Origin of the sequence: Streptomyces sp. NPDC088812 (assembly GCF_044750285.1) — a bacterium.
In the GTDB taxonomy this organism is placed as follows: Bacteria; Actinomycetota; Actinomycetes; order Streptomycetales; family Streptomycetaceae; genus Streptomyces.
In genome coordinates this window covers 184,099-209,730 of record NZ_JBIVJP010000002.1, presented here as the reverse complement: position 1 = coordinate 209,730, position 25,632 = coordinate 184,099, and the positions used below count along the sequence as shown (strand labels likewise).

At 68.6% G+C, this 25,632-nt stretch carries 38 protein-coding genes and 1 pseudogene; 6 read left to right on the top strand and 33 right to left on the bottom strand.

Translation table 11 applies throughout. The features are described 5' to 3' along the window. Positions 1-38: 38 nt before the first annotated feature. From ACIP67_RS04640 to ACIP67_RS04490, 31 genes are all read right to left on the bottom strand, one after another. The gene (locus tag ACIP67_RS04640; protein ID WP_401687301.1) at positions 39-1,007 is read right to left on the bottom strand and encodes a hypothetical protein; all 969 of its coding nucleotides are present in this window, start codon (positions 1,005-1,007) and stop codon (positions 39-41) included. Continuing rightward, entirely contained in the window at positions 1,004-2,509 is a 1,506-nt protein-coding gene (locus tag ACIP67_RS04635) for a phage portal protein (protein ID WP_401687298.1), read from the bottom strand. The genes ACIP67_RS04640 and ACIP67_RS04635 overlap by 4 nt, the downstream gene beginning before the upstream one ends. 11 nt (positions 2,510-2,520) lie before the next feature. After that, positions 2,521-4,155: a hypothetical protein gene (locus tag ACIP67_RS04630; protein ID WP_401687295.1), complete on the bottom strand. Its 1,635-nt coding sequence runs from the start codon at positions 4,153-4,155 to the stop codon at positions 2,521-2,523. Beyond that, on the bottom strand, positions 4,139-4,621 hold the full coding sequence (locus ACIP67_RS04625) for a hypothetical protein (protein WP_401687291.1): 483 nt from the start codon (positions 4,619-4,621) through the stop codon (positions 4,139-4,141). The genes ACIP67_RS04630 and ACIP67_RS04625 overlap by 17 nt, the downstream gene beginning before the upstream one ends. Before the next feature lie 170 nt (positions 4,622-4,791). After that, a complete protein-coding gene (locus ACIP67_RS04620; protein WP_401687288.1) occupies positions 4,792-5,148 on the bottom strand; it encodes an HNH endonuclease signature motif containing protein in 357 nt (118 codons plus the stop codon). Beyond that, positions 5,135-5,362, bottom strand: coding sequence for a hypothetical protein (locus ACIP67_RS04615; protein ID WP_401687285.1), 228 nt, complete (start codon positions 5,360-5,362; stop codon positions 5,135-5,137). The genes ACIP67_RS04620 and ACIP67_RS04615 overlap by 14 nt, the downstream gene beginning before the upstream one ends. Positions 5,363-5,364: 2 nt before the next feature. Continuing rightward, positions 5,365-5,631 (bottom strand): hypothetical protein, encoded by a 267-nt coding sequence (locus tag ACIP67_RS04610; protein WP_401687282.1) that lies wholly within the window; start codon positions 5,629-5,631, stop codon positions 5,365-5,367. A gap of 197 nt (positions 5,632-5,828) precedes the next feature. Further along, on the bottom strand, positions 5,829-6,029 hold the full coding sequence (locus ACIP67_RS04605; protein WP_401687279.1) for a hypothetical protein: 201 nt from the start codon (positions 6,027-6,029) through the stop codon (positions 5,829-5,831). Positions 6,030-6,094: 65 nt separating this feature from the next. Next, complete coding sequence (locus tag ACIP67_RS04600; protein ID WP_401687277.1) at positions 6,095-6,241, bottom strand: hypothetical protein; 147 nt, start codon at positions 6,239-6,241, stop codon at positions 6,095-6,097. Between the two features lie 76 nt (positions 6,242-6,317). Further along, complete coding sequence (locus tag ACIP67_RS04595; protein WP_401687274.1) at positions 6,318-6,671, bottom strand: hypothetical protein; 354 nt, start codon at positions 6,669-6,671, stop codon at positions 6,318-6,320. Further along, positions 6,671-7,183 carry a hypothetical protein gene (locus ACIP67_RS04590; RefSeq protein ID WP_401687271.1) on the bottom strand — a complete coding sequence of 171 codons (513 nt, stop codon included), beginning with the start codon at positions 7,181-7,183 and terminating at the stop codon, positions 6,671-6,673. Before ACIP67_RS04590 ends, ACIP67_RS04595 begins: the two co-directional genes overlap by 1 nt. Before the next feature lie 10 nt (positions 7,184-7,193). Further along, positions 7,194-7,340 (bottom strand): hypothetical protein, encoded by a 147-nt coding sequence (locus ACIP67_RS04585; RefSeq protein WP_401687268.1) that lies wholly within the window; start codon positions 7,338-7,340, stop codon positions 7,194-7,196. Further along, complete coding sequence (locus ACIP67_RS04580) at positions 7,337-8,128, bottom strand: hypothetical protein (protein WP_401687265.1); 792 nt, start codon at positions 8,126-8,128, stop codon at positions 7,337-7,339. Before ACIP67_RS04580 ends, ACIP67_RS04585 begins: the two co-directional genes overlap by 4 nt. Beyond that, entirely contained in the window at positions 8,118-8,504 is a 387-nt protein-coding gene (locus ACIP67_RS04575) for a DUF6907 domain-containing protein (RefSeq protein ID WP_401687262.1), read from the bottom strand. The genes ACIP67_RS04580 and ACIP67_RS04575 overlap by 11 nt, the downstream gene beginning before the upstream one ends. Beyond that, positions 8,501-8,710, bottom strand: coding sequence for a hypothetical protein (locus ACIP67_RS04570; RefSeq protein WP_401687259.1), 210 nt, complete (start codon positions 8,708-8,710; stop codon positions 8,501-8,503). The genes ACIP67_RS04575 and ACIP67_RS04570 overlap by 4 nt, the downstream gene beginning before the upstream one ends. Beyond that, positions 8,707-9,417, bottom strand: coding sequence for a hypothetical protein (locus ACIP67_RS04565; protein WP_401687257.1), 711 nt, complete (start codon positions 9,415-9,417; stop codon positions 8,707-8,709). Before ACIP67_RS04565 ends, ACIP67_RS04570 begins: the two co-directional genes overlap by 4 nt. 97 nt (positions 9,418-9,514) lie before the next feature. After that, a complete protein-coding gene (locus ACIP67_RS04560; protein ID WP_401687254.1) occupies positions 9,515-9,724 on the bottom strand; it encodes a hypothetical protein in 210 nt (69 codons plus the stop codon). Positions 9,725-9,774: 50 nt separating this feature from the next. Next, entirely contained in the window at positions 9,775-10,407 is a 633-nt protein-coding gene (locus ACIP67_RS04555) for a hypothetical protein (protein ID WP_401687251.1), read from the bottom strand. Continuing rightward, a complete protein-coding gene (locus ACIP67_RS04550) occupies positions 10,404-10,610 on the bottom strand; it encodes a hypothetical protein (protein ID WP_401687249.1) in 207 nt (68 codons plus the stop codon). The genes ACIP67_RS04555 and ACIP67_RS04550 overlap by 4 nt, the downstream gene beginning before the upstream one ends. A gap of 10 nt (positions 10,611-10,620) precedes the next feature. Beyond that, positions 10,621-11,079, bottom strand: a complete 459-nt coding sequence (locus ACIP67_RS04545; RefSeq protein ID WP_401687246.1) for an HNH endonuclease — start codon at positions 11,077-11,079, stop codon at positions 10,621-10,623. Further along, positions 11,079-11,609 carry a single-stranded DNA-binding protein gene (locus tag ACIP67_RS04540; protein ID WP_401687243.1) on the bottom strand — a complete coding sequence of 177 codons (531 nt, stop codon included), beginning with the start codon at positions 11,607-11,609 and terminating at the stop codon, positions 11,079-11,081. The genes ACIP67_RS04545 and ACIP67_RS04540 overlap by 1 nt, the downstream gene beginning before the upstream one ends. A gap of 74 nt (positions 11,610-11,683) precedes the next feature. Next, positions 11,684-11,941, bottom strand: a complete 258-nt coding sequence (locus ACIP67_RS04535; RefSeq protein WP_401687240.1) for a hypothetical protein — start codon at positions 11,939-11,941, stop codon at positions 11,684-11,686. Then, positions 11,938-12,156, bottom strand: coding sequence for a hypothetical protein (locus tag ACIP67_RS04530; RefSeq protein ID WP_401687238.1), 219 nt, complete (start codon positions 12,154-12,156; stop codon positions 11,938-11,940). The genes ACIP67_RS04535 and ACIP67_RS04530 overlap by 4 nt, the downstream gene beginning before the upstream one ends. Before the next feature lie 276 nt (positions 12,157-12,432). Beyond that, positions 12,433-13,617 carry a DNA primase gene (locus tag ACIP67_RS04525; RefSeq protein WP_401687236.1) on the bottom strand — a complete coding sequence of 395 codons (1,185 nt, stop codon included), beginning with the start codon at positions 13,615-13,617 and terminating at the stop codon, positions 12,433-12,435. Continuing rightward, the gene (locus tag ACIP67_RS04520; protein ID WP_401687233.1) at positions 13,605-14,531 is read right to left on the bottom strand and encodes a bifunctional DNA primase/polymerase; all 927 of its coding nucleotides are present in this window, start codon (positions 14,529-14,531) and stop codon (positions 13,605-13,607) included. The genes ACIP67_RS04525 and ACIP67_RS04520 overlap by 13 nt, the downstream gene beginning before the upstream one ends. Before the next feature lie 87 nt (positions 14,532-14,618). Continuing rightward, the gene (locus ACIP67_RS04515; protein ID WP_401687230.1) at positions 14,619-14,873 is read right to left on the bottom strand and encodes a hypothetical protein; all 255 of its coding nucleotides are present in this window, start codon (positions 14,871-14,873) and stop codon (positions 14,619-14,621) included. Then, complete coding sequence (locus ACIP67_RS04510) at positions 14,870-15,187, bottom strand: hypothetical protein (protein WP_401687227.1); 318 nt, start codon at positions 15,185-15,187, stop codon at positions 14,870-14,872. Before ACIP67_RS04510 ends, ACIP67_RS04515 begins: the two co-directional genes overlap by 4 nt. After that, a complete protein-coding gene (locus tag ACIP67_RS04505) occupies positions 15,184-15,423 on the bottom strand; it encodes a hypothetical protein (protein WP_401687224.1) in 240 nt (79 codons plus the stop codon). The genes ACIP67_RS04510 and ACIP67_RS04505 overlap by 4 nt, the downstream gene beginning before the upstream one ends. Then, positions 15,420-15,815, bottom strand: a complete 396-nt coding sequence (locus tag ACIP67_RS04500) for a hypothetical protein (protein WP_401687221.1) — start codon at positions 15,813-15,815, stop codon at positions 15,420-15,422. Before ACIP67_RS04500 ends, ACIP67_RS04505 begins: the two co-directional genes overlap by 4 nt. Then, positions 15,812-16,081 carry a hypothetical protein gene (locus ACIP67_RS04495; protein ID WP_401687218.1) on the bottom strand — a complete coding sequence of 90 codons (270 nt, stop codon included), beginning with the start codon at positions 16,079-16,081 and terminating at the stop codon, positions 15,812-15,814. Before ACIP67_RS04495 ends, ACIP67_RS04500 begins: the two co-directional genes overlap by 4 nt. 68 nt (positions 16,082-16,149) lie before the next feature. Next, positions 16,150-16,410, bottom strand: coding sequence for a hypothetical protein (locus tag ACIP67_RS04490; RefSeq protein WP_401687215.1), 261 nt, complete (start codon positions 16,408-16,410; stop codon positions 16,150-16,152). A gap of 211 nt (positions 16,411-16,621) precedes the next feature. On the opposite strand from ACIP67_RS04490, the gene ACIP67_RS04485 reads away from it, so the two are divergent. Together ACIP67_RS04485 and ACIP67_RS04480 are read left to right on the top strand one after the other, a co-directional pair. Next, positions 16,622-17,338, top strand: a complete 717-nt coding sequence (locus tag ACIP67_RS04485; RefSeq protein WP_401687212.1) for a helix-turn-helix domain-containing protein — start codon at positions 16,622-16,624, stop codon at positions 17,336-17,338. A 115-nt stretch (positions 17,339-17,453) separates the two neighbouring features. Beyond that, a complete protein-coding gene (locus ACIP67_RS04480; RefSeq protein WP_401687209.1) occupies positions 17,454-18,128 on the top strand; it encodes a helix-turn-helix domain-containing protein in 675 nt (224 codons plus the stop codon). 96 nt (positions 18,129-18,224) lie between these two features. Here the strand turns inward: ACIP67_RS04480 and ACIP67_RS04475 are convergent, their stop codons facing one another. Together ACIP67_RS04475 and ACIP67_RS04470 are read right to left on the bottom strand one after the other, a co-directional pair. Further along, positions 18,225-19,733 carry a recombinase family protein gene (locus ACIP67_RS04475; RefSeq protein WP_401687207.1) on the bottom strand — a complete coding sequence of 503 codons (1,509 nt, stop codon included), beginning with the start codon at positions 19,731-19,733 and terminating at the stop codon, positions 18,225-18,227. After that, positions 19,730-20,113: a recombinase family protein gene (locus tag ACIP67_RS04470; RefSeq protein ID WP_401687204.1), complete on the bottom strand. Its 384-nt coding sequence runs from the start codon at positions 20,111-20,113 to the stop codon at positions 19,730-19,732. Before ACIP67_RS04470 ends, ACIP67_RS04475 begins: the two co-directional genes overlap by 4 nt. 36 nt (positions 20,114-20,149) lie before the next feature. Here ACIP67_RS04470 and ACIP67_RS04465 point away from each other — a divergent pair. From ACIP67_RS04465 to ACIP67_RS04450, 4 genes and pseudogenes are all read left to right on the top strand, one after another. Further along, a pseudogene (locus ACIP67_RS04465) lies at positions 20,150-20,428 on the top strand (ATPase, T2SS/T4P/T4SS family); the annotation flags it as partial. 468 nt (positions 20,429-20,896) lie between these two features. Continuing rightward, the gene (locus tag ACIP67_RS04460) at positions 20,897-24,904 is read left to right on the top strand and encodes an amino acid adenylation domain-containing protein (protein WP_401687201.1); all 4,008 of its coding nucleotides are present in this window, start codon (positions 20,897-20,899) and stop codon (positions 24,902-24,904) included. 8 nt (positions 24,905-24,912) lie between these two features. Beyond that, a complete protein-coding gene (locus ACIP67_RS04455) occupies positions 24,913-25,215 on the top strand; it encodes a phosphopantetheine-binding protein (RefSeq protein WP_401687198.1) in 303 nt (100 codons plus the stop codon). 89 nt (positions 25,216-25,304) lie between these two features. Then, positions 25,305-25,631: a hypothetical protein gene (locus ACIP67_RS04450; RefSeq protein WP_401687195.1), complete on the top strand. Its 327-nt coding sequence runs from the start codon at positions 25,305-25,307 to the stop codon at positions 25,629-25,631. Position 25,632 lies beyond the last annotated feature (1 nt).

Sequence of the window (25,632 nt, the reverse complement as noted above, 5' to 3'; positions counted from 1 at the left end):
GGGGTCGGGGGCCCGGGCGTTGCGCGCGGGCGAGGGGGTCAGGCGATGAAGCCGTGCTGGTGCAGCAGGCGCACGGCGTGCGCGCGGTCGTCGGCGATCCGGAAAATCTCTTCGGGCATCAGGCGGGGCGTCTTGGACACGCGGTAGCGCTGCCCTGCGGTCTTCTCCAGGTTCTTCAGCCGGGAGCCGGCGAAGCCGCGGCTGGTGACGCCCTCGGTGGTGATCTGGAGCTTGCGCCCGAACACGGTGGCGGTGGCCATGCCGCGGCGGGCGTTGACCAGCTGCCCCAGGTCGGCACCCTCGGCGAGCGCCCTGGCGCCGGCCTCGCCGAACGTCCGCCGTTTCTGCGCCTCGGACATCTGCGCCACCAGCTCCTTCGGCGACGCGGGCCGCGGCCGGTGCTCCCGGGTGACGGGCTCCATGCCGCAGTTGCAGCGCGGGTGCCGCAGGAACGCCTTGTCGGTCTGGTACTCGTTCCCGGCGAGGATCAGGCAGCGCGAGCAGGCGCCGCCCTCCACCACGCGGATGTAGCCGGTCACGGCCGGACGCGCGGTCATGGCTGCCGAATCGGCGGCCCGCCCGATGTCCGCCACGGCGGTCCTGGCGATGGCGTCCAGCATCGACCGCCCGGCGACCAGGGCCTGGACGATGGGCCGTCCGGCCGTGACCAGCCGCAGCGCCGTCCAGAGCGGCGACATGAGGACACCGGCGAGCGGGCGGCCCGCGCCGTCGACGCCGGTGAACGCCTCGGGGACGATCCGGCCGGCGTCGGGCCGGTCCTCGTTCTCCGCCCCGAGCAGCTCGTTCAGCCACGGCCCGGTCATCTGCGCGGCCGCCAGCTGCCCGCTCATCACCACGGCGAGGACGTCGCCCACCAGGCCCAGCCAGGACTGGTACAGGTTGTCCTCGTCCAGGCGCCGCCAGATGCGGTGGGTGGCCAGGGCCGTGGCCACCGCCAGGCGCTGGCGCGCTTCCATGTGCGCGACCGCCTCCGGGGACGGGCTCACGCGGCCAGCTCCTCGCCCTCGTCCGGCCCCTCCTCGGGGCCGGTGTCCTCGGGCGGGACGTTGCCGGCGGTGGACGGGCCGCCGCCGATCTGCCGGGTGAGCTCGGTGACCGGGTCGGCCTCCAGCTCCTCCATGCGCATCGCCATCACGTCGGCCACCTCGGTCGGGGTCAGGCCGTAGCGCAGGGCCAGCCACTTGAAGGGGAACCCGAGTTGCTTCAGCTTCAGCAGCGCGTCCGCCATCTGCGCGTGGGAGCGGGACTCCGCGTCCTTCCACAGCACCCGCCCGGAGCGCAGCGCGGTCGCCTTGGCGTCCTCACCGCGGGCCAGGGCGATCAGCCGGGCCATCTCGCGCAGGCCCTGCCCAGACCAGATCTGCTTCTCCTCGGTCCGCTTCACCAGGCCGGTCTCCGCGGCGAGCAGCGCCCCCTCCGCCAGATTGGCCATCTTCCCGACCAGGTAGTGCTGGGGGGTGCGCGTCTGGGCAGCCAGGTGGCCGACAGCGACCTCGATCAGGCCGGTGTACATGGCCAGGTTGGCGGCCTGCCACTCGCCGATACGGACGTCCCGGCCGTTGAACATCATCACGCGGTCCACGGCGAACTTCTCGATGTCCACCGGCTGCGTGCCGATGACCTCGCCCGCAGCGTTCAGCTTCGGAATCACCGGGCGTTCGGCGCCCATGATGACCCGCTGCGGGAAGGACGCGTAGTCGGAGGCGGTGAACAGCTGCGCCCACAGCAGGTTGATGGCGTCCTGCATGGCGATCACACCGTGCACGTCGCTGATCGGGTCACCGACCAGCACGGACTTGTTGGGCAGCTCCACCATCGGCACCACGCCCATGGGGTTGGGCTGCGGGTTCGGCTCGCCCAGGCCCTCCGGGTCGCGGGGCTGCCACCGCTTCAGCTCCTCGTCGACGTCGGCCATCTGCGGGGACTTCTCCCCGTCCTGCACCAGGTGCGGGCGGCAGAACTTCCACACCTCGTCCGCCAGGTACAGGGTGGCGTAGTCCTCGCCGCCGTCCTGCCACCGCTTCAGCGCCGCCCGCCGCAGCCGGCGCGAGCCCGGCTCGTAGGCGATGACGCACTGGGAGGGGTCCTCGAAGGAGACCACCGGCATGTCCGGGTCCTTCGGGTCGCCCCACACCAGCACGAACGAGCGGGCGTTGACGACCGAGCCGAGGAAACCGAGCTGGCTGTCGGCGTCCAGGCCGTTGACCTGCCACACCCGCCACAGATCAGCGTCGGCATCCGTCTCACCGGAGGCCTGGAAGCCCGTCACGGTGAGCCGCTCCACCGGGGAGTCAGCCACCACCTGCGTCCAGTTGTCGGCGAAGTCGCGGTACCGGTCCCCGTGGAACTTGGAGAACTCATCCGACGCGAACTTCAGCGGGTGCTCCCCGCGGTAGTAGGCGTTGTGGCGGGTGATGTCCCGGCCGCGCTGCAACAGCTCAGCCTCCAGCAGCTGCACCAGCTGAAGGGCCTGCTCCATCGTCGCCATCGGGCCCCCTTTCAGGTGCCGTAGTAGAAGGGCTGCTGCCGCTCGGCGAGGCCGGCCGCGATGACGTCACCCAGCGCCTCGTGGGCGAGGATGCTCGGGATCGTGGCGTCGATCTTCTGGCTCGGGCTCGCCTTCTTCAGGACGTAGCGGTCCATCGGGCGCGCGGCCGCGCGCGTGTTCGCGATGTGGTCCGCCGTGATCGGGCAGTCGTCGTGCGAGAACGCGACCGTGCCGCTGGCGGCCCGCGCCACGTCCGTCTTCAGCCGCTCGCAGGCGGCGTGCATCTGGACGATGCGGCGGGTGTACCAGCGGATGACGCGTTCCTCGCCGTACAGGTCGACCCATTCGTCGATCTCGGTCTCCCAGTACGGAGGATCCGCGTACAGCCGGACCACGTCGTAGCGGGCCATCAGCTGCGACATCGCCGCGTGGACCTCCGCCGCCGGCACCTGCCCGCCGTAGTCGGCAGGGTTCCAGATGGTCGGCTCGTCGTTCGGCCCGTAGACCGGGGTGAACTGGTAGCCGTCCATCGTCTCGGCGCGGATCGCCGTCCAGTCGTCGACCTCCGACCCGTCGAAGCCCAGCACGATCCGGGTGAACGGACGGATCCGCCGCGGCGCCGCCTTGGCCGCCCACTTCGCCGGGTCCAGCCAGGTCGACGAACCAGACACGCACCGGTTCCCGAAGAACCTCTCTGCCTGCGCCGGGTCCTTCTCCATGATCTCGGCGGCCTCCGCCTCGATCGCGTCCAGGTCGACGTGGTCCGAGCCGGCGTAGACGACGGCGTGGATCTTCCGCCGGTCCCGCTTGTTGCCGTAGGACAAGGTCTTGGGCGCCTGCGGGTGGTACTTGAAGATGTCCCGCGCCTTCGACTCGGACGTCGTCTGCGCCACCGAGTTCTCCGACGGATCCCACCCGTTCGTCGTCTCCATCGACCGGCCGCCCATGCCGGCCAGGCCGCGCCGCTGGGTCTCCGCCACCCGGCGCAGCTTGTTCGCCGTCGTCCACAGCCCGGTCTCGTCCTGGTTGGCGAACGTGATCGGGTTGCCCAGCCGGGACATCGCCGACGACGTCACCGTGTCGATCCGGCCCTGCTCCCCGACGCGGGTGAACTCCTCACCGACCCGCATGAACTCCGACAGCGGACCGAGCTTCACCATGCTCCGCAGCGGCCGATACACGTTGTCGACCTGGTCCTCAGCCGTAGCCACCAGCTGAATCAGCGGCGTCGGCCACGGCACGCCCATCGGCTCGCCCGGCTCGTACTGGTACCACCAGCCGCAGCCACAGCCGTGGTCGGAGCACCGGTAGACCTCGCTGCCGCGCGCCCAGCCGTTGAAGACGACCGGTCCGGCCGCCTCCGCCAGCGTGATGGTCGCCGACCACGGGCCCTTCCCGGTCTTCTGCGGCGCGACGATCTGGCTACGGCGGTAGTGGAACGCCGGCGCCAGCTGCCCGACCACCGCGGCAGGCTTCACCCGGTAGTGGTTGACCGTGCACCACAGCTGCCACGGGTACAGCTCCAGGTCCTCGCCCTGGCGGAAGCCGTCCGGCACGGGGCAGTGCGCTTCGATCCAGTCCGGGACGATCCAGAGCGTGGGGAAGTCGACGACGAACTCGGGCCCGGCGTCAGGTCCCTTCGCCACTGGGCACGACCTTCAGCCGGTCACGGGCCGACGGACGCCGCACCACCGGCCGGTCCTCCACCGGCACCGACGCGTCCGGGCCTTCCACCGCAGGGGCGATCTTCCACCGGTTCCGCAGCATCCCGGCCACGGACAAGCCGAGGCTGTCGAGGTAGCCGCGCACCATCTTCTTCACGTCCACCCGGGTGTCCGGGCGTTCGGCCTCCGCCAGCGTCCGCGCGAACAGCGCGACCTCGAGGACCTGGCCCATCTCCTCCCACACCACCGCCTGCGGCTTCGCCCACAGGTCCTCCCACAGCACCAGCTCCCGGGGCGTCGCCTCGGTCAGCGGCCACTCCGGCGGCTCACCGGTGCGGCCCTCCGCCGGCAGCGTCGTCCACCCGCCGCGCTCGGCGGCCTTCATCTGCCGCAGCGACGACGGGTCCGGCGGCGGCCCGGAGACCGCGCGCGCTCCACCACGAGGCATGTCGATCACTCCTCCACGCTGCGTTGCGCAGCACGAACGGCATCACCTTGCGTGACACCAGGGGGGTCAGCGGGGACCCTCTGAACCCGACGAACCAGACAGCGCCCTCCCCCGCGCTGTTCCACCCCCGGCCGGCTGGGGGTCACCCCCCTGGGTCCGATGACCGTGCGTCACGTTCCCCAGGTCTCGGCTGCGGTCTTGCGGGAGTGGTGGCGCTTGGACATGGCTTGCCAGTTGGTCGGGTCGAAGCCGCGGGGGCCGAGGGGGCCGAGGCCGTCGATGTGGTCGACCTCGGTGGCGAGGTCGCGTTGGAGCTGGGGGAGCTGGGCGCAGGTCTCGCACTCGCAGTACGGGTGAGTCTGTAGGTATGCGGCGCTGGCCTTGCGCCATGCCGTGTTGTAGCCGCGGGTGTTGGGCTGCGGTCTGGCTGCTCTGGCTTTGGCCTGGCAGGTGGGGCAGCGGCCGGCTGGGGTGAGGGTGGGGCAGCCTGGTGTGGGACAGACCTGCATCGCCTTACGCGCGGGCATGAGGCCACGGGTAGGCGGATGCGCCAGGTAGTGCGGGCAGTGTGTGCGTGCCCTGGTAGTAGTCGCTGTGCGGCATGGCGAGGATGACGCGGGACCTGTAGTGGAAGTACCTGAGTTCGGCTCGGTACTGCTCAGCGCCCCGTGCGTCTCGCCGCTCGATCTGCCTGACGGCCTTGCCCGCGTTCGGGTAGTGGATGCGCGTGCGTGCGGCCATGGTCAGTCCCTCGTGATCTCGGCGAGCATGTCGTGGAGGACGTCGCGGGCCTCGCCCGTTTCGGGGTGGATCTGTACGGGGGCGGGGGGCTGGTTGGCTCGGGCGTGGTCGCGGTACTGCTGGGCGGCGTCGGTCTTGTCGGTGAAGCCGGTGTTGAGTCCGCAGGGGCAGACGACGCACGCGCGTCCGGTGGATTCGTACTGGTCCCATTGCTCGTCGTCGGGCTCGGTCTGCTGGAGTTCGGCGACGATGATCAGGCGGTGCAGCATGCTGGCTCCTCCCTGGGCACGGCGAAGCCCCGGCCGTGAGCGTCGGTCGGGGCTTCGCCGTGTTTCTCCGGGGGCCACAACCACCTCGATGGGTGGAGGGATCCAGTTCCCTGGTTCCGGCCTGATCCCGGCAGTCTGTGGTGCCGGTTGAGGGCACAGTTGTACACCGGGATCGTCACACAGTGTCTGACCTGCGGTCAAGCGGCAGCGCGGGCCTGTCGTTTCGCGGCGATGGCGGCGACGTCCTTGGCGGCGTACCAGGGGTGTCGTTCGGTGCCGCCGGAGCGGGTGAGCTGGCCGCGGTAGACGAGGTTGCGGAGGGCGCCGGCGCTGATGCCGAGGGCGCGTTGGGTATCGCGGGCGGTGAGGTGGCCGGGCGGGGCGGGCGGGTCGTCCATGCCCCCATGATGCGGCAGTGCCCCCGCCGTTACGTGGTCGGCGGGGGCACTGTGCTCGGGCTGCGTCAGCGGCGCTGCTGCTCTTTCGGGGCGCCGGGGATGGGCTTCTGTGCGGGCTTCAGCCAGCCGCCGCGGGAGGCCTGGTAGGTGGTCTCGTGGCCCGACAGCCGCGGGTCGTCGGGCTCGGGCTGCTTCTTCCAGCCGAGTGCCATGATGGGCTCCTGTCTCGTGATCGGGATGGGACCGGGGCGGCCGGACGACTTGGCGGAAGGACGGCCGTCCCGGGGTCTATGCGTGCGTCTCGTCGGCGGTGTGCTCGACGTGCACGTGGGTGCGGACAGGGTTGTCCGGGTCCGGGGTCAGGTAGATCAACATCCCCTCTCGGCGGACGAGAGTGGTTCCGTCGCCGACGCTGTGACCAGCCTCTTCACCGTCGAGAGGGGCGGCACCCCCCGGTGGGGGAGTGGCGGACGAATCGGACATGCGGCGGGCGGAGCGCCAGAGCGCGAACCAGCCGGCGCCGACCACGGCGAGGACGCCGACCGCCTCGTCGATGGCGAACAGGGCGCCCGCGGCCGCTCCGCCGAGGACGACAAGGACGCACCCGCCCGCCGCCCGCGACAGCTCCTCCTCGGCCGCCATCAGAACGCCCCGTACACGCGGTCGCCGACGAGGGACACCGCCGTCGCGAGCGGCACCGCGGCGAAACCGGCGACGCCGGACGACGTGCCGAGGCAGATGCCGCACCAGGCGCCCCGCTTCAGCACGCCAGCCTGCTCCTCACCCGCCTTCTTCACCGCGGCCACGAAGCAGGCCGTGAGGATCAGCACGATGCCGAGCCCGGGGCCGGACAGGGGGAGGAACGTGGCGCGGGCCGCGGACTGCCCGCCGGCGCCGCCGACGCCCCAGACGAGGGCCGCGTCGCCGAGCCAGTTGGACAGGCCCAGGACCGTGCCGGAGATGAAGCCGACGGCGCCCCCGACGCCAAGGGTGGTGAGGCAGCCGTATGACCAGGACGCGAGGTACGGGAGGAAGCGGGACGCGTGCTTGACGGGGTCCTTCTTGAGGGCCTTGAGGCCGGGCCACCAGGTGACGAGTTCGTAGCCGAGCAGGATGAGGCCGACGGTGACACCGCCGAAGGTGACGTAGTTCATGGTGGGGTCCTCAGCGGACGAGGGCCACGCCGAGCGCGGCCAGGGTGACGATGAGCGCGCACGTGCCGGAGACCGGGGGCACGGTGCGGGGTGCGACGAGCGCGAGCCCAGCGAGGGCGACCAGCGCGGCGGCGGGGAAGAACGCGGCGAGGATCACGAGCCGTCCCGGGCGGCGCGCAGGAGCCGCCGGCCGTACCCGTCGGAGACGCCGAGCCGGGTGCCGATCTCGGTTCCGGTGAGTTCCGGTTCGCCCGTGAGCCACTCGCGGACGGTGTCGACGCGCTTGGCGAAGGTGGTGTTCGAGGTGTCCTCGGAGACGATGTCGGCGGCGCCGGTTCCGGTCGCCGGAACTGGGGCGGAACTCGGTTCCGGGGCTGGTTCCGCCGTGGGCTCGCTGATCACTTTGGCGGCAGCGACAAAGTGATCTCCGAGCAGGTCACGGCCGGTTCCGCTGTCGGTTCCGCTGGTTCCGCGCGCGAGTTCCGCCACCGGAAGCCAGGGACCGAGGACGGGCCCGACGGGGGCCGCGTCGACCGGCTCGGGCTCCCGCTCGACGGTGATCGGTTCCGGCAGTTCCGGCGCCGGTTCCGCCGCGGCGGAACTCGCTTCCGGCTCGGGTTCCGGCTGGTGCTCGGAGAGCCGGTGGACGCGCCACAGAACGAGCGGGGCGACCGCGGACACGGCGACGACGAGGCCGACGGAGACGGGCAGGAGACGTACCTCGACGAGGTGGCTGGCCGCGTTCACGGCGATCAGGGTGGCGACGACCGCGGCGACGTCGCGGCGGGCCCGGAGGGCGGCGAGGGCGTACACGTCGAGGGCGGCGGGGACGCCGGCGGCGACGTAGGTGCCGAAGCCGCACGCGACGGCCAGCTCGTACTCGGCGGACGCGAGGACGACGAGGACCGCGGTGAGCGCGGCCCACAGGAGCGGGTCACGCTTCACCGGGCGTCTCCTTGGTGAGGAGCGCGCCGAGCTGGTCGGCGAGCTCGCGCAGCCGGTCGGCGTGCGCCTCGAACGTCGCGGCGAGGTCGTACAGGCCGACGGCGTCGAGGGTGCGGGCGTAGGAGCCCTGCTCGACGTACACGCCGAGGACGCGCGCCTGGGGCTGGCTGGCGTAGGGGGCCTCGCCGAGGAATGCGGTCCACAGCAGCTCGCCGTCGTGGGTGAGCCGGTGTTCGGGCCCCTTGTGGTCGAGGTCGACGCGGTGGGTGTCGGGCCGGTGGTCGGCGTGGCCGCGGCACCAGGACGGTTCCGGGATGGCGACCGGGCCGTGGTCCGCGGTGGGCAGGGTGACCGTGCGGGGCTGCTCGCTGCTCACGGGCGCTCACCCCGCTCGGCGTCCAGCGCGGCGACGAGGGACCGCAGGATGGTGCCGAGGGCGGTGGCCGCCTGAACGGTCGCGTTGTGGTCGTGGATGTTGGTGGCCGCGTACTCGGCGAGCAGGTTCCGGGCGACCGTGTGGACGCTGTCCACCGGCAGGATGACGGGCTCGTAGTCCGAGAGCAGGGGGTGGTAGGCGGTCACTGGCGCTCACCCCGCTCGCGGACCTCGGCGCGGCTGAGCTGGTCGTCGCGGGTACGCGGGGCGTCGGTCAGCCACGGGAAGGGGCGGGTGCGGTCGGCGGCCTTGAAGACGCGGATCGCGGCCTCGCCCGGGGTGGCGGGCAGCGGGTAGACGCGGCCGCCGGTGAGGGAGGCGAGGAGGCGGGCGGCGTGGTGCTCGCATCCGTCGGCGCCGGCGTTGTGGCGGTCGAGGACGGTCACGGCCACCGGGCCGTTGCAGCCGGTGGGGTCCTCGGGGTGCGCGGCCGGGCAGCGCTCCGTCGAGGGCGTGGCCGGCACCTGGCTGGTCGTCGGGCGCCACGCGATGGCGCTGCCCGCGCCCCGCGTGCCGACCGTCCACTCGCTGCCGTCGGCCATGGTCAGGGTGCGGACGTCCCGGGCCATGCGGGCGTCGTAGCTGTCCGCGTCGATGACCTGGAAGGTCGAGCCGTTCGCGTGGCGGATTTCGCGGGGCTCGGCGCCGATGGCGCGCAGCAGAAGCCGCAGTGCCTCGCGGACGGAGAGGATCTGGTCGCTGTCGAGCAGTTGCTGGGCGACGCTGACGGCGACGGCCAGGTCGCTCGGCTCGGCCTGCGGGTGGGGCGCGCGGCGCACGTAGCCGGCTGCGACGAGGCGGCGGTTGCCGCTGCTCGGGGCGCACGGGGGCGCGCTAAGGTTCTGGTGGTCCATGACGAGGGCTCATCTCGTTCGTGGGCTGGAGGGTCGGGCGGTGCGCGCGCCCTCGGGTGTTCCAGCACCCGGGGAGCTGCCGTCCGGCCCTCGCTGTCTATTCGGTTGTGTACTTCTTGATCGCGTGGGCGACGGCCGTCCAGCTGAGGTCAAGTTCCTTCGCCAGCGCGTACACGCTGCCGAGCTCCCCGGCCCCTTCTTTCAGTGCTGCCGCCCGTCGTCTGCGGGCCGCTTCCACCTGGGCTTCGAGCTGTTCCAGCAACTCGTCCTCCGTGCGGATGCGGTCCCGCCATGGGGGCGTTTCCACCTCTCCGAGGGTATCACTAACCCCCCTTTGCGCAAGGAGGTTAGTGATAGTCATGACGCCTCTGGCTGGTAGTGGCGGAGCAGCAGCAGATCCTGCTCGCTGGCGTACACGCACTGGCACCACCGGCACTTCACCGACGCCTCCCCGGCCCGATGCCACAGCACCGCCCCGCAGATCACCCCGGAGGAGTCGACCGCGACGCACGTGCCGAGCCGCTTCGCCCGCGGCGGCGGCGCGCCGACGATCGACAGCGCGTTCCGCTCCGCGTCGCGCACCTCCCGAGCGAAGTCGCCGGCCGCCGGGTACTCGGCGGCGATCCACTCCAGCTCCATGCCCAGCCACCGGCAGGCCACCCGCACCCGCCGGTCCACGCCACGCTCGACCGGCGGCGCCCCGTGGTCCGGCCAGCGCACCCGCTGGACGTCGAGCCGCCACGACTCCAGCAGCATGGCCAGCTCGCCGAGCCGGATGTCGAGAACTGCCTCGTTCAGCGGCGACCGGGGCCCGGCCGGGCCGGACGCCACCCGCTCCATCGCGCCCGTCACCCGGGGCACCAGGTGCGCGGCGAGCTCCTCGAACAGGGCGGGCAGGCGCTCAAGCCGCCCGGCAAGGGCGAGCCGGTCGCCCTCACACAGGTAGCCGGCCTCGATGCCGCTCTCGCACAGGCCGCAGGCCGCGCTCACTGGCGAGCCTCCGTCCGCTGCTGCATCCGGTACAGGCGGAAGCTGCTCAGGTAGTGGTCCGCGGTCGCGCGGCGGCGCGCCTGGCGTGCGGCGGCCAGGCTGCGGCGGGCGTCGCGCATGTCGCCGATCATGTGGCAGACGGCCATGGCCTGCGCGCCGATGCCGATGCCGCAGATGAGGATCTGGATCTCGTTCGGGGTCACGCTGATCTCCTTACGCAGCGACGTCGGTGATGGCGCGGGCAGCCGCCACGGCGTCCGCAGCCTGCGCGGGGGTGTCAAAGGTGCCGAGGTGGTGGATCACGCGGTTACGCTTCAGGGCTGCCTGGTACCTGCCGGTCCGTGTTCGGTACACGCCGAGGGGCAGGTCGCGCGCGGCGACGGTGCGGTTCAGGTTGGACTGGCTCGGCGTGACCAGGCGGAGGTTCGCGCGGCGGCAGTCGAGGCGGTCGCGGTTGATGTGGTCAACGATCAGGCTGTAACCGGTGCCGCCGGGCACGTCCATGAGCCAGCGGTGCAGCAGCACCATCGTCACGCCCGTCCACATCTGCGCGTAGCCGTGGCTGCCGATGCTGAGCCGGCGCGGGCCGAGGCGCTCGTGGTCCTCAAGGTCCAACAGAACCGTCTTGAAGCCGTCCGGATGCGAGGCCGGTACCTCCATGTAGGCGTGCATCAGAACGGGGGAGTCTCGTCGTACCCGGCGCCCTGCGCGGCGGGCTGCTGCTGGGCGGGCGGGTTGCCCCAGCCGCTGCCCTGCTGCTGGCCGTTCGCGGGCCGGGCCGTGGACCACGGGTCGCCCTCAACATTTGTTGAGGCCGCCTGCCGCTGCCCTCCGCCCGCCGGGTTCTTGACGACCTTGGCGGTGGCGCGGGCGAGGCTCGGGCCGACCTCGTCGACGTCGAGCTCGTACACGGTGCGCTTCACGCCCTCCCGGTCCTCGTAGGACCGCTGCTTCAGCCGGCCCTGCGCGATGACCCGGGTGCCGCGGGCGAGGGACTCGGCGACGTTCTCCGCGGCCTGCCGCCACACCGAGCAGGTGAGGAACAGTGCGTCGCCGTCCTTCCACTCGTTCGTCTGGCGGTCGAAGACGCGCGGGGTGGAGGCGATGCGGAACTTGGCGACGGCGGCGCCGGCCGGGGTGAAGCGGAGTTCGGGGTCATCGACCAGGTTGCCGACGACGGTGATGACGGTCTCGCCTGCCATGGCGGGCTCCTTCTGTGGTGTGCTGGGCGGGAGGCCGGGCCCGATGACCGCGGGCCCGGCCGGTGTCGTGCGGGTCAGTGGCGGGTGATCTCGAAGCGCAGGCCGCCGGCCGAGTGCTCGCGGGCGTCCGTCTCGGTCCACACCTGCTCGCCCCACAGGAAGGCGGGCTCGACGCGGGTGGTGACGGTGCCGTCCTTCATGTGGGCCTGGACGACGGTGGCCCAGCCGATGACCGGGCAGATGGTGTCCGCGCTGTTGCCCTCGCTGAGGATGACGACCCAGCCGGGGTTGGCGGGGGCGAGGTTGATGACGGAGCCGGTGGCGATGTTCATGAGTTCTCCTCGGTGGTGTCGTTCGAGGCGGACGGGGTGTCCGTCTCGGATCCGTCCGTTGTGCGGGCGGAAGCCTGGTTGCGGAGCTTCTGTGCGTGCCGTGCGGCGAGGCCGCGCTGCCGGGCGGCGGCGAACGCTGCGCGGCGGCGCTTGGCGGCCTCGGCGCGGGCGCGGGCGGCGGCGATCTTCTCGGCCACGACGTCGTCGACGTTCACGGTTCGGTCCGGCTGTGGTTGGTCTCGGGCATGGGGGCGGGCTCCTGGGGTGGTTGGTGACCTCGTCCTCGTCCGGGGTTGCTGTGACGGTGGTGCTGTGTGACCTCGTCCTCGTCCCACCTAAAGAAGTGGGACGAGGGACGAGGACTCACGACCTCGTCCGGGACGAGGTGGGACGAGGTCGGACGAGGTCATTTCCGGGGGGTGTCGATCACGAGCCGAGGTCAAAGGTGGACATTGTGGGGCGAGCGACCTCGTCCCATGCCCGGGACGAGGTCAGACCACCTCCGATTCGGGCGGCTTGTCCCCCTCTGGGGCTGCCGTCGGGAGGCTGTGGAGGATGGCGCCTCGCGCGCCTCGCGCGGTGCTGATCCGGCCCTCGTCGACGAGTGCGGCGACGGCCTGTCGGATGTCCGCGGCGCGCCCGCTGACGCGGTCCTCGATGCCCTTGCCCGTGAGCGGCTCGCGCGCGCCCGCCAGGGCCTCGAGGACCTTCCGCTTGAGGGCGCTGATGCGCTTGCGCTCCTCGTCCTCCTGGCGGTCCTCCTCGTCGCGCTGGATCGGCGCGTAGAGGTGGGCCTCGGCGAACTCGGCGGACTCGGACTTGACGACGAGATCGGCGTACCAATGCATGCCGCTGGAGTGGGACAGGCCGTTCTTGCGGATCTGGCCGGGCCGGTCCTTGGCGATGCGGATGCGGGACTTGCCGGTGACGCCGATGCCGAAGGGCCGGATGTTCTCCAGCATGAACATCACGCCGTTCAGGCCGTTGAGCTTGTGGACGCCGCCGATGCTGTACCGGCCGCGGTTCTCCGAGGACTTGACGACGTGATCGAGGGTGACGACCGCGGCCCCAGAGTTCATGAGCGGGCGCAGCAGCTGGCGGCCGAACTTGGCGATGTCGGTGTTGTCCTTCAGCTCCAGGCCGAAGAGGCTCATGCCCTCGGTGACGCCATCGACGATCGCGAGCGTGGGCCCATGGTCGAGGACGGCGGCCAGGTCGAGGAGGTCGATGTCGCTCGGGCTGTTCTCCGGCCGGACGTAGTGGAAGTACTCCAGGACGTCCGCCGGGTTGGCGCCGAGGCAGAGGAGCCGGCCGACGACACCGCCCGCGTCGTCCTCGAAGTCGAGGTAGAGGGCGTGGTTGCCCTCGTTGATCTCCTGCAGGCAGGCGATCAGGGCGAACCACGTCTTGCCCGCCTCAGACTCGCTGGCCACGCTGTTCATGCGGCCCGGGTAGAACAGGCCGACGCCGTCGTCGCGGCGGCCGACGGTGGGCTGCGGCGGCTTGTACGAGCCGTCGAGGACCGACCGCAGGTCCTGGGCGCCCCAGGTGCGCGGCGCCGGCTCCTTCTCGGCGGGCGCCGCTTCCACGTCTCCCCAGTCCACGGGCGGCTCTTCGCCGTCCGGGCCGAAGTAGGCGTCCATCGCCTGATCGAAGTCGGTCGTCAAGCCACCCACCCCCGGTCATTCGGGCGGGTGGACGCGCTGTCGAACGAGGCCTGGGCCTCCGAGTCGGTGAGCCCGACGGCGGAGGCCGCCGACAGCAGTCCCAGCTGTGCCTCGCCGAGGTCGATCAGGTTCTGCTCGGCGAGCTCGTGCGCCCGGCAGGCGGCGAAGAAGAACGCATTGTTGCGGTTGCCCTCGTGGGAGTCCATGACGTGCTGGACGAGGTCGGCGACGGTCCACATCCGGCCGCCGCCCGGGCGCCCCTGGGTCCGCTCCTGCGGGGGGAAGCGGTGCCGCGGCGCAGGGCGGGGCGCAGGCACGGGGCGCCGCTGCTTGCGCGGCAGCAGGGCCCCGGGCCAGTCGACGGCCGGTGCCAGGTACGTTCCGTTGCCCGCCCACTGGTAGCGGCCGCCCGAGGCGTGCACCGAGGGGGCGAGCAGGATGTAGCCGTTGTGCTTGAAGTCGATGCCGGGTCCGCCGAGGCCGGGCAGGTCGAAGTCGGGGGAGCGGTACAGGATGTGCAGACCGTCGCCGCCGGTGATCTGCATGGTGGTGCCGGGCAGGACGCCGACCCGTGTCTCCAGACGCTGGAGGGATTCGCGGCCGCCGTTGCGGGGGTCGATGTCGATGACGGCCCAGCCGTTGAGCTTGCAGGGTGCGCCGATGTTGGCGTCGGGTTCCTCGCGCCACCAGCGTCGGACGAGGTCGACGTCGGTGGTGGCGGCGTGGAAGCCGTGACAGGTGGGGACGCCGCACCGGCAGTCCTCGGGGCGGTGCTTGACGTACAGGCTGCTCTGCCGGTCGCAGCGGGGGCAGTTGGCGTAAGGCGCCTTGCTCCGCCGGACGCGGAAGACCTTGATGCCCGCTGCCGCGTAGGTCTCGGCGGCGGCCGGGAGCGCGGAGGGGATACGGAGGCCGACGGTCACGAACGTGCTCTCTTCTACGAGCTGGATCAGGTGGTTCGTGGGTGGGGGCGGGCGCCGCGGGGGGGAGTGACGGCGCCCACCCGCGGCTCATGCGGCGTGGCGCTTCGCCTTGGCGATGTCCTCGGCGGCCGCGGTGATGCGGGTGCACCAGTTGCGGGCGGCGACGGCGACGGACAGCGGGGTGGGCTGCTGCTCCAGGTCGTGCCGGATGGAGTCGAGGACCATCTCGTGCAGCGCCCTCTCCTTCGCGCGCCGCACGTACAACTCGTCGGCGTCGGGGATGTCCCTGCCGAGGTCAGCCGGCTCGTCGACCGGCCATTGACCGGGGCGGTGCTCGGTCATCGGGCACCTCGCACGGTCGCCGTGACGGCCGCCACGATGTCGCTGGCGTGCCGTTCGCAGGCCGGGAAGTCGTAGCGGAGGTTGGGGCCGGCGAAGGTGCTGACGACGTACTTGGCCGTGTCCGGACAGCCGGCGCACTTGTAGCCACGCTGGTTGTGCGGGGAGTCCGGCCCGACCGGGCAGTCGCACCAGGTGCACTGTTCGCCGTTGGCGGCAGTGATGGCGACCGGTACGAGGCTGGGGTCGGCGGCTGCGTCACGCGCGGCGGCGAGCGCCTGGTCGGACAGGAAGGTGTCCTGCGGGCTGCGGGTCATGCTGCCCCCTCCCGCTCGGTGCGGAGGGTTGTGACGGTCGAGAACGCCGTCCTGATCACGGCGCGCTGCTCGTCGCTGAGGGGCGGAGCCTCCGAGACGATGCGGTCGATGCGCGCCCAGTAGGCGGCGTTGCGCTCGGGGTCGTCGAAGCGGGCGGGGCGGTCGGCGCCCGGGCGGCCGGGCGTGCTCACGAGCTGCACACCCCCGGCCGTCTCGGCGGTGGTCGCGGCCGTCATACCGACGCCTCGGCGGCGAGTTCGCGGAGCCGCTCGGGCACGCGGAGGGCGTCGGTCCTGACGGAGACGGGGTCGGCACCGGCGCGCAGGTTGTCCGCCAGCAGGTCGAAGATGTAGCCGTACCCGTCGCCGGCCTCGATGCGGCTGTGCTCGATGGCGGTGTACGCCCGCAGCCGGTCGGCGACGGCGCCGCGCAGCACCTCGGCCATCTCCGGGGTGGTGTTGAGGACCCGGAGCGCCTCCGGTGCGATCTCGGGGAAGGCGTCGCAGATGCCGTCCAGCGTGGCGGCCGGTACGGGCGTCGCGCGGGCCTCGTCGTAGACGGCGTTGGCCACGTACAGGGCGCCGGCCAGGGCGGTGGCGCGCTGCTCGGTGTCGGCGGTTGTCGTCATGCCGTGGCCTCCGCCCGGGAGAGCAGGGTGCGGACGACGGCCAGGCGCTGGGCGGAGTCCTGCCCGAGGGGGAAGACGAGGATGCGGGTGCCGTCCTTGCACTCCAGGTAGTGGCCTATGAAGCCGTTGCGGAGGCGCTCGTCGAGGGTGGACGTGTCCCACTCTTCGACGTGGATGCCCGCGGTCAGGACGTTGAATTCGTCGATCGGGTCTTGTCGCTCGGGCGGGGTTGGCGACGCCGTTGTCGCCGTGGCACTCTCGTGCATAGAGACGTCTCTTTCCGGCGGCGGCGCTGATGGGGTGGGCTAGACCCCGGGCGCCGCCGTCTTGCTGGTTAGCGCTGGTGGTGAGAGGTGATCTCGATAGGCGGCGCCGGGTGGCTAGACCCGGCGCCGTCGCTGTGCGGTTCGATCCCCAAGGCGCGCAGTAGGTCGGCCCGCGAGACGCGGTAGGTGTGCCCGACCCGCATGACGCGGCACGGGTACTCACCGGACTTGGCGAGCTGGAACCCCTTCGTGCGCCCCAACTGCAGCGCGCGATTTGAGGTGTCCAGGTCGAACGCGACGGGGAGCGCGAGCAGCTCAGACAGCTGCATGCCCCGAGAGGGCTGCCTCGCCTTGGTGCTGGGTGGTTCGGCCAACGTTTTGTCCTTCTTGCCAGTGATGTCGTGTCGTTTCATGCCGCCCCGTGCCACCGAGGGCTAGTCGGTAACGGGCTGAGTCTTTGAGGCGGTTGTGGACCGATGGGATGACGGTACACGCGCTTGTGAGGCTGTCAAGTCGGAAACAGACTGGTATCTTCAGTCCGTGACGAACTATGACGACGTATCCGCCAAGGTTGCGGCGGACGAAGCGATGTTGCGCATCTCGATGGCCGGCGAGGCGGAGCTTGAGCACAGGCACGGCCCCTCGGAGCATCCGCTTGACGGACTCGACAGCGAGTCCCTGGCGAGCTTCAACCTGAAGCGCATCCGAACAGAGCTCGGTGTCTCGCAGCAGCAGATCGCTGACCGCATCTCGGCAGCTAGGCCAGGTGGCGCGAGGATGTCGCAGACTCAGATCGCGAAGATCGAGCGAGGTGAGCGCCCCTGGCGGGTCAACGAGCTGATGATGGTCGCTGAGGCGCTCGGGGTGCAGTGGGATGAGTTCTTTGCTGTCACCCCTGGGCAGGATTACGCCCGCCTCGCTGTCGAGGCCGCGAGGCTTCGGTACGAGCAAGCCAAGTCCCTCGAGGAAGAGGCTCGCGAGGCGTGGCGAGAGGCTGCTCGTAGGGAGTATGAGGCGGAAGAGGAGTTCGTGCGGCGGGCGGCACGGTCCGGCTACCGGCACCCCCATGCCCTGTTTGCTCTGCAGATGCGGTGGATGCATCAGGACTACGTGAAGCGGGCCGAGGAGTTCGTGGGGATCGACACTGAGCGCATCCGCACTCGCGCGACCGAGGCTGATGCGTTTGCCGAGCGCGAGTGGCAGCGGATCGTAGAAGAAGAGGAGCGGCGGCGGGGTGGCGGTGAGGCGGACGGATAGATGGCTGGGTCATTTTGGCGCAGCTCCCGGGAAAATTTGCGTCGTGATGAGGCGGATGCTCGAACGGTACGGCACGGGTTGGCACGATGCAACCAATGCCGTAAGTTGGGTTGATATGGAGCAACTGGACTGGATGGCTCGCGTTGGCACCCGCATCGCTCAGGAGGTGCGGCGTCACAGGCTTGCCCGCGGCCTGAGCGCCCAGCAACTGTCAGACACCTGCGCAAAGCTGGGCGCTCAAATCCCGCGTACCGTGATTTCCAATATCGAGAACGGTCGCCGCACGAACGTCTCGGTGGCAGAGGTGTGTGTACTGGCGACTGCTCTCCGAGTGCCTCCCGTCGCCCTTATCGCTCCTGCTGGCTATGTGGATGAGGTGGAGTATCTGCCGGGGAAAAGTATTGATCCAGTTCGAGTGATCAATTGGTTCTCCGGCGAGACGCAAATCGACGAGCGGTCGACGCTGGACTCGATGCCTGACGCGGAATGGGCGCTGACGATCGCTCGCGATCACCGCAGGCTGGAGCGTCAGATCAGCACTGTCTACAGGTCCATGCATGAGGACGAAACCTTGGACCCTTGGCGAGCCACGCCTGAAGAGAAGGAAGCGTTGCGGCGACATGCGCGCGTGCTTGAGCTTTCACTCAAGGCTCTCCGAGAGGAGATGGTGAGGCGAGGTCTGAAGCTGCCAAAAACCTATCTGCAGGTCGACGACCTGCCGGTGCCTGAGCGTAGTGGGGAGGAGGGGGCTGGGTACTGGAGATACAAAGAGGGGCTTATGCCGTTCTGAGATTAGAAAAGGGGGGTAAATGCCTGCCTCTCGCCGCACTGGCGGCATCGCCAAGCGGCGCAAGTGCCGTAGCGCGACTAGCGGGCTGCGGGGTGCTCATCGGGCACCCCGCCTCCACGCGAACACCACGGCGTCGTAGTCGAAGTAGCCGCCGTCCGGCATGCGGCCCGGCCGCGGGGTCTTCAGCGTCACCTCGACCAGCGACCGCAGCACCGCCCGCTGCCGGTCCAGGCCCAGCGCCTTCCACGCCTTCCGCACATCCGGCGCCCCCACCAGACCGACGAGCGGGTCCTGAGTAGCCGCCCGGGCCAGCTGCTGCATGACCCCCTCCAGCTGCGCGCGCGCCGTGTCGGTGCCCTCGGTGAACTGGATCATGTCGATCTGGCCCGCCCCGAACAGCGACGCCAGATCGGTCATCCGCCGGCGGATCTGCTCGCTCTCCGCCTGCAGGCCCGCGACGTCCACGTCGTCCGGGCCGGGCAGCAGCAGCTCGTGCGCGTCGTCGCGTGACAGCCGCTCGACGATCGTGTCCTCGACGTACTGGTCGACGACCTCGGCGCGCCGGCCGCCGCCGTGCCCGGTCTGGCACCGGTAGCTCGGGAAGTTGCGGCCGCCGGACTGGGTGACGAACACGGTGTGCGTGCAGCTGTCGCGGCCGCACCGGTACAGCAGCGAGCCCAGCCACTTCGGGGCGGCCCCGGGTGTCGTCCGCCGGGCCGGGTTCTTCAGAATCGCCACGACGGCCCTGTACTTCGTCTCCTCGACGATCGGCTCCCACTGCCCGCGGCCCACCTCCTCGCCCCTGTAGACGGCGATCCCGGCGTTCCTCGGCCGCAGCAGCATGTCCCGCATGTCGGTGTGGGTGACGGGATTCCCGCGGGTCGTCGTGATCCCCTTGTCGGCGCACCACTTCACCAGGCCCCGGATCGACCCGCCGGACAGGATCTCGTCCGTCCAGTACCGCAGCGCCTCGGCTTCCTCGGGCACGGCCTGGAGCATGTCGAGCGCGGGCTCCTCGACCTCCTCGCCGGTCTTCCGGTCGACCTTCTTGCGCATCTCCCCGGTGGGCACGCCCCACCCGAACGGGCGGATGCCGCCCATCCACTCCCCGGCGAGAGCCTTCTGCCGGCGGGCCCGGGCGACGCGCTCGCCCTTGTGCTCGGACTCTTGGCGGGCGACGGCGCCGAGGATCCGCGCGGTCATCCGGCCCGACGGCGTGGCCAGGTCGACCGTCCCGGCCTGCACCGTGTGCGTTGAGATGCCGCGCCGGTCGGACAGGTCGATGTACTCCTCCAGCTCGACGATCGAGCGGGTGAGCCGGTCGGTGTGCCAGACGATGACGACGGTGGCCTTGCCCTCGTCGAGGTCGGCGAGCATGCGCCGGTAGTCCGGGCGCTTCTTCCCGGAGAACGCGGAGATGTCGTTGTCGACGTACACCTCGAGGACGTCCCAGCCCATGCGGGCGGCGAGGGCTTCGCAGTCCTCGCGCTGGCGGTCGATGCCGAGGCCGGCGCCGGTGCGGTCCTGGCTGATGCGGCAGTAGATGACGGCGCGGGTCTTCCCGCCTGCGGCGACGTCGACAGCGGAGCGGAGTTGAGGGCTCACGTGGCGAGCCGTCCGGACTGCACGCTGAAGGTCGTGACCCCCAGTTGCGCCGACATCTCGACGTAAGCCTTCTGCAGATCGCTGCTGCGGTAGAGCCGGTCTTCCGCGAAGACGAGAACCGTGTCGGCCTCTCCCCGACCGAGGCCTGTGAGCATGTCCTCGTAGGCCGGGCGAGTGGAGAGGCCAGACCCTCCGTCGTCCTGGAAGACGCGGACGACCTCATACTTGACGGCCGGGCTGGAGAGCGACTCCGCGAGGGCGTAGCTGTCCTGGATCTGGCGCTCGATGGCCAGCGGGTTGCTCCGCGCGACGTGCGCATAGATGTAACAGCGGATGACCTTGGGTTCCGTGCAGGCATCGCCTGTCTGGGTGCTCTTCATGGCCTGAGTGTGCCTCACCAGTGGTGTCCCTGTCCGGGGTTCGGGAAGACGACCCTGCTCAGCGCACTGCTGGGGCTGGTCGGGCCGGGGGAGCGGATCGTGCTCGCGGAGGACTCGGCCGAGCTGCGGCCCGACCACCCGCACGTCGTCCGGTTGGAGACCCGACCCGCCAACCAGGAGGGAGCGGGGCTCGTCACGCTGGAGGACCTGGTGCGGCAGGCACTGCGCATGCGACCGGACCGGCTGGTCGTGGGCGAGGTGCGCGGGCCTGAGGTCGTTCATCTGCTGGCCGCGCTGAACACAGGACATGAGGGCTGTCGGGAGGCCCCGAAGATTTCAGTACCGCAAGATCCATTTCAGTAGAGATTTCAGTAGCGCACGAGAGATTTCAGTGCGCTCACTGAGTGCGATCGACCGCCTTCCCAGGCCGGTGAGCCGACGGCACTGGGTGCAAGAGTTGGCGGGCTCTCGGTGGCTGCGGCGAGGGGCGGCAAGATCGGGCCTATGACTGAGCAGCAGCAGACCCCCCCCGCCGGAACGACACCAGCCCTTGACGAAAAACAAGCCATCTCGAACCCCCAGAAGATCACGCCGATCCGGGACAGGCGCTCGTCAGGGGCATGCTTCTGCCCCGGAATCACCGTCTTCACGCCATGCTGCGGTGGCGCGTGGGCCGGAGGCCAGCATCTGGATCAAGCCAGCATTGCGTCTGGTAGTTGACCTCAGATTGAACGTGGGATTAATGTGCTTGGAAATCGTGGCCTATAAGAATTCTCTTGGGAGATGAGTAAGGCCATGCACTGCACTGCGGGGGAGAAGGCTGCTGTGGTACGGCTGGACAGCAAATTGGAAGACGGACATCACGCGCACCCGATGACATTCGTCCAGGAATCGATCTGGCTGGAAGAACAGAGAACCCCTGACTCATGCCGATACCTGGAATACTGGGTGCACCGGTTCCGAGGGCGAATTAATGTCTCTTCAGTGCAGGCAGCGCTAAGTCGCATCACCGCGCGTCATGCGGCGCTGAGGAGTCGGTTGATCCTCGCTGGTGACGAGCCATTGCAGATCGTGCTGCCGCCGGCAGCAGTCCCCCTTGAGGTTCGGGATATCAACCCCGAAAAACTGCAGGAGGCTCTGAGAGAGACTCTGAACGGTCCTATTGATCTGGCTGAATCACCGCCGTTGCGCGCATCACTGCTGCGTATCTCGGATGCCGAGAGCGTGTTGGCGCTCGCGCTGCACCACGCGGTTGTGGATTCGCATTCCCTGAATGTTCTCACTCGAGAATTCGCCCAGTTCTACCTTGAGGCTGAGACCGGTGAGTCCGAAGAGCTCAGCCATTTGGAGCTACAGATGGGCGACTATGCAGAGGAGACACGGAACGCTGAGGCCAGTGAACTAGACGGCCGCATGCCTCGCTGGCAGGAGTACCTGCACGAAGCCCCGGAGGAAACGACATTTCCCCTCGATCGGGCTCGCCCTGAGGCGAATTCTTACAGAGGCGGCAGCGTTGGTTTCGAACTCGACCGGGAAACCACGATCGGCGTACGTCGATTGGCCCGGCGTCTTAAGGTGACTCCGTTCGTCATCCTTTTCTCCGCCCTTAATGTTCTGCTGCACCGTCATTCGGGCCAAACCGACCTGGTGACGGGAACAACCGTCTCATTGCGTGACCGTGAAGTCCTTGAGCCGCTCATCGGCTGTCTCGCCGATATTGTGCCGCTTCGGGTGAGGATGGACGATGATTCCTCATTCGAGGATGTCGTGCGGTCCGTGGACGGGGCGGTGAAAAACACCCGGAGTGAGAACCGGATTCCCTTCTCCCGGATCGTGCGCAACGTAGCGCGCCTCGGCAGCAGCAGGACACCGGTCTGCCAGGTGGTCATGGGGTTCGATGAGCCCCCCGTGCCTCTCCAGATTCCAGATGTCGAAGCAGAGCGTCTCCCGTTCCATAACGGCACATGCAAGTACGACATGTTCTTCAACATCGTGGCCGCCCCGCGTGCATACGGTGGGTCCGTAGAATTTTCAGCGGATCTCTTCGACACCGAGACCGTTCAGAGGATCGTCGAGAGGTATCGCACACTGCTGGCCGCTGTGCTAGCGGACCCCACCGCACCCGTGAGAGCGCTCGGCCTCCTTCCGGATGACGAGCGGCGCATCCTGCTTTCCGAATGGGCCGCATCGGGCACGTCAGGTCAGCACCGTATGAGTGCGGTTGAGCTCTTCGAGCGGCAACGTCGGCTTTCCCCTCAGGGCGAGGCGGTCATCTTCGGGAACACTACTCTGACCTTCTCCGAGCTGGGTGCAGCTGCCGATGTCCTCTGCCGTGAGATCCGGCAATACGATGCGAGTCCAGGCTCTGCCGTGGGCATCTGTCTCGACAGATCGCCCGAGCTGGCAGTGGCGGTACTCGCCGTGCTGATGAGTGGAAGGCCCTATGTTCCCCTAGATGTCTCCTATCCAAAGGAGCGTCTCGCTTTCATGATGCGAGACAGCGGCATGACCACTCTGATCACGCGCCGCAGGCTGGCCGCTCTCCTCGATATCCCGCCAGGCACCGCGATCATCGACGTCGAAGAATCGACTCAGCAGACACACTGCCATCTACCGAAGGTTCAGGAACCTGCGAGCGACGACCTCGCGTATGTGATCTACACCTCCGGCTCGACGGGGCAACCAAAGGGCGTTGCCATGCCACATGGTCCGTTGGCGAACCTTCTTGACTGGCAGTTGCGGAACTCGTCGTGTGGAAGCAGCTCCAGGACTCTCCAGTTCGCCGCGCTGAGCTTCGACGTCTCCTTCCAGGAGATATTCGCCAGTTGGGCCGCAGGCGGCAGTGTTGTCCTCGTTGACGAGGAAACTAGGAGAGACCCCGGGAAGCTACTTGCGACGATTGAGGAGCTCTCGATCGAGCGCCTATTCCTGCCGTTCGTCGCGCTGCAACAGACCGCGGAATACGCCTGCGCTGCCGGTGTATTCCCAAAGGGGCTTCGAGAGGTGATCACGGCCGGAGAGCAGTTGTACATCACCCCAGCCATCAGGGAGTTCTTCTCACGACTTCCTCATGCCTTCCTGGAGAACCAGTACGGTCCCTCGGAAACCCACGTCGTTACCGCACTGCGCTTGACCGGCGATCCAGCGCTCTGGCCGGAGATGCCCAGTATCGGCCGCCCGATTACTAACGCGGTCGTCTACTTGTTGGACTCGGACCTCCGGCCCGTCCCCATTGGTGTGCCCGGCGAGATATGCGTGGGTGGGAGCGCATTGGCTGCGGGGTATCTGGGGCGCCAAGGGCTGACCGCTGAGCGGTTCGTGGACACGATGGTCGCCGACCAGTCGGAGCGTCTCTACCGCACCGGTGACATCGGCAGGTACCAGCCAGGCGGCCTTATCCAGTACCTTGGGCGCGGCGACGGACAAGTGAAGATCCGTGGCCACCGGGTGGAAATTGGTGAGGTCGAGAGCACAGTCAAAGCCATCCCCGGCGTCGCGGACGCCGTAGTCGTGGCTAGTGATGCTGACGGCCCTGAACGCAAGCTCGTCGCGTTCCTCAAGCCCGTTTCTGGATCAGACACCTGGCAGAACGCACAGGGCATCCTTTCGTCACGACTTCCTGGGTACATGATGCCTAGTGCGATCGTGCCTGTTAGCGAGTTCCCGCTGACACCCAGTGGCAAGATCGACCGGCGCGCACTGGCGCAACGAAAAACCGTGAAACGTGGACAACCGGTCTCTTCCGGCCCTCTGAATTCGTTGGAGAAGGCGCTCTGTGACATCTGGCAAGACGTTCTTGGTGTGCCAGGCATCGGTGTAAACGACGACTTCTTCGAGAACGGTGGCAATTCCTTCTCTGCGGTACGCATGGTGACTCAGGTTAGGAAGATCCTCCACCGCAACGTCGACGTCCAGACGCTGTACAGCGCAAGCACTATTAAATCCCTTGCTGAGCGTCTGTCGCAGCCAGGATCACCCGCCGACCACTCACCAGTGCCATCCAACGCCCAGAGCCTGGTATCCCTGCGAGACGGTGACCGCCATCCACCTCTCTTCTGCTTCCACGCTCTGCCGGGGACTCTCATGCGTTTCACGAGTCTCGCGGCGAACCTCCGCGCCGGCGTCCCTGTCTATGGCCTCCAAGCCAGAGGGCTGGACCCCGACAACGTGCCTCACACTTCCATCCAGGACATGGCCAAGGACTACATCGCAGAGATCAGGGCCGTGCAGCCGCGAGGCCCCTACGCGTTCCTCGGGTACTCCATGGGAGGCATCACCGCCTTCGAGGCCATGACTCAACTGTCACGATCGGGCGAGGAAGTGTCACTCCTTGCCATGGTCGACACCGATACGCGATGTGATCGCACCGACGTGGAAGGCGGAGCCCTCGCACACCTCATGCGCTATGGGCTGCGTGTCTCGGCGGACCTCGGTCGTCTCCTGAACCTGCCGGCTGCCAGGAGAGTCGACGAGTTGCTGAGACTCGGCATTGAGGCCGGAAGCCTTCCACGGGACTTCAACCACCAAAGGCTGCGGCGCATGATCGAGATGTACGACTTCAATGCACAAGCTCTAGAAGCGTACTCGTTTCCAGATGAGGCATACGAGGGCAATCTGCTGCTCTTCCGTGCCACCGCAGATGACGGAAATAGCGACGACCTTGGCTGGCGGAAGTACGCGAAAGAGGTGTCCATTGTGCCGTCGCCCGGCGATCACTACCACATGATGGATCCCGGAAACGTCGAAGTGATCGCCCGGCTCCTTGACGAACAACTCACGACGATTTCGTAGGCGGCAGCATGTCTCAAGACACGGAATTCATCGAGGACCGGGAAACATTCACCGAAGAACCGTATGTGACACCGGTTGGGCAGTGGCAGATTCTGATAGCGAATGTCATGGCGGATGTCCTGCGGATCACTCGGGTGGGAAGCAACGACAATTTTACTGAACTTGGCGGCTCTTCTCTCGACGCAGTCAGCATCTGCTCGCGGCTCAAACGGGACGCAAATATATCGCTCGACGCGGTGGTGATTGTGGAGAGCGATACGGTGGCCGACATTGCGCACCATATCCATGAGGTGCAACGCCTCGAGCGTTGACGGCCTCAGGCCAAGAAACGAATTTCGCTATGCAGCGGCCCACCTATTAATTATTCCGCAGCGCCCTGGAAGTCGAATCATTTGTTCGTGTGGCCGGCGCGCACGACACCCTCGGCAGCCTGCTGAGCAATCCCGAGTACTTGTACGCCTCAGCAAAGACAAACAGATCTCTTCAGGACGAGCACGCCGTCTTACCCGCGCGCGACTTCGTACATAAAATTCGGACGGCAAAGATGGCGCAGACGGACACCGTCTTCTTCGTGCATTCGAGAACCGAGGCCCTCAGCAGTGGCCTGGAGATCGATGAGGTATTGGCCCCCTGCCATGACGACGATACCAGTGCTGATGCCATCCTGATCCACTCGAAGGCATCTATGTTAAAGGAAACCCTCCCGAAAACTCTTGAGGCGGCTTAAG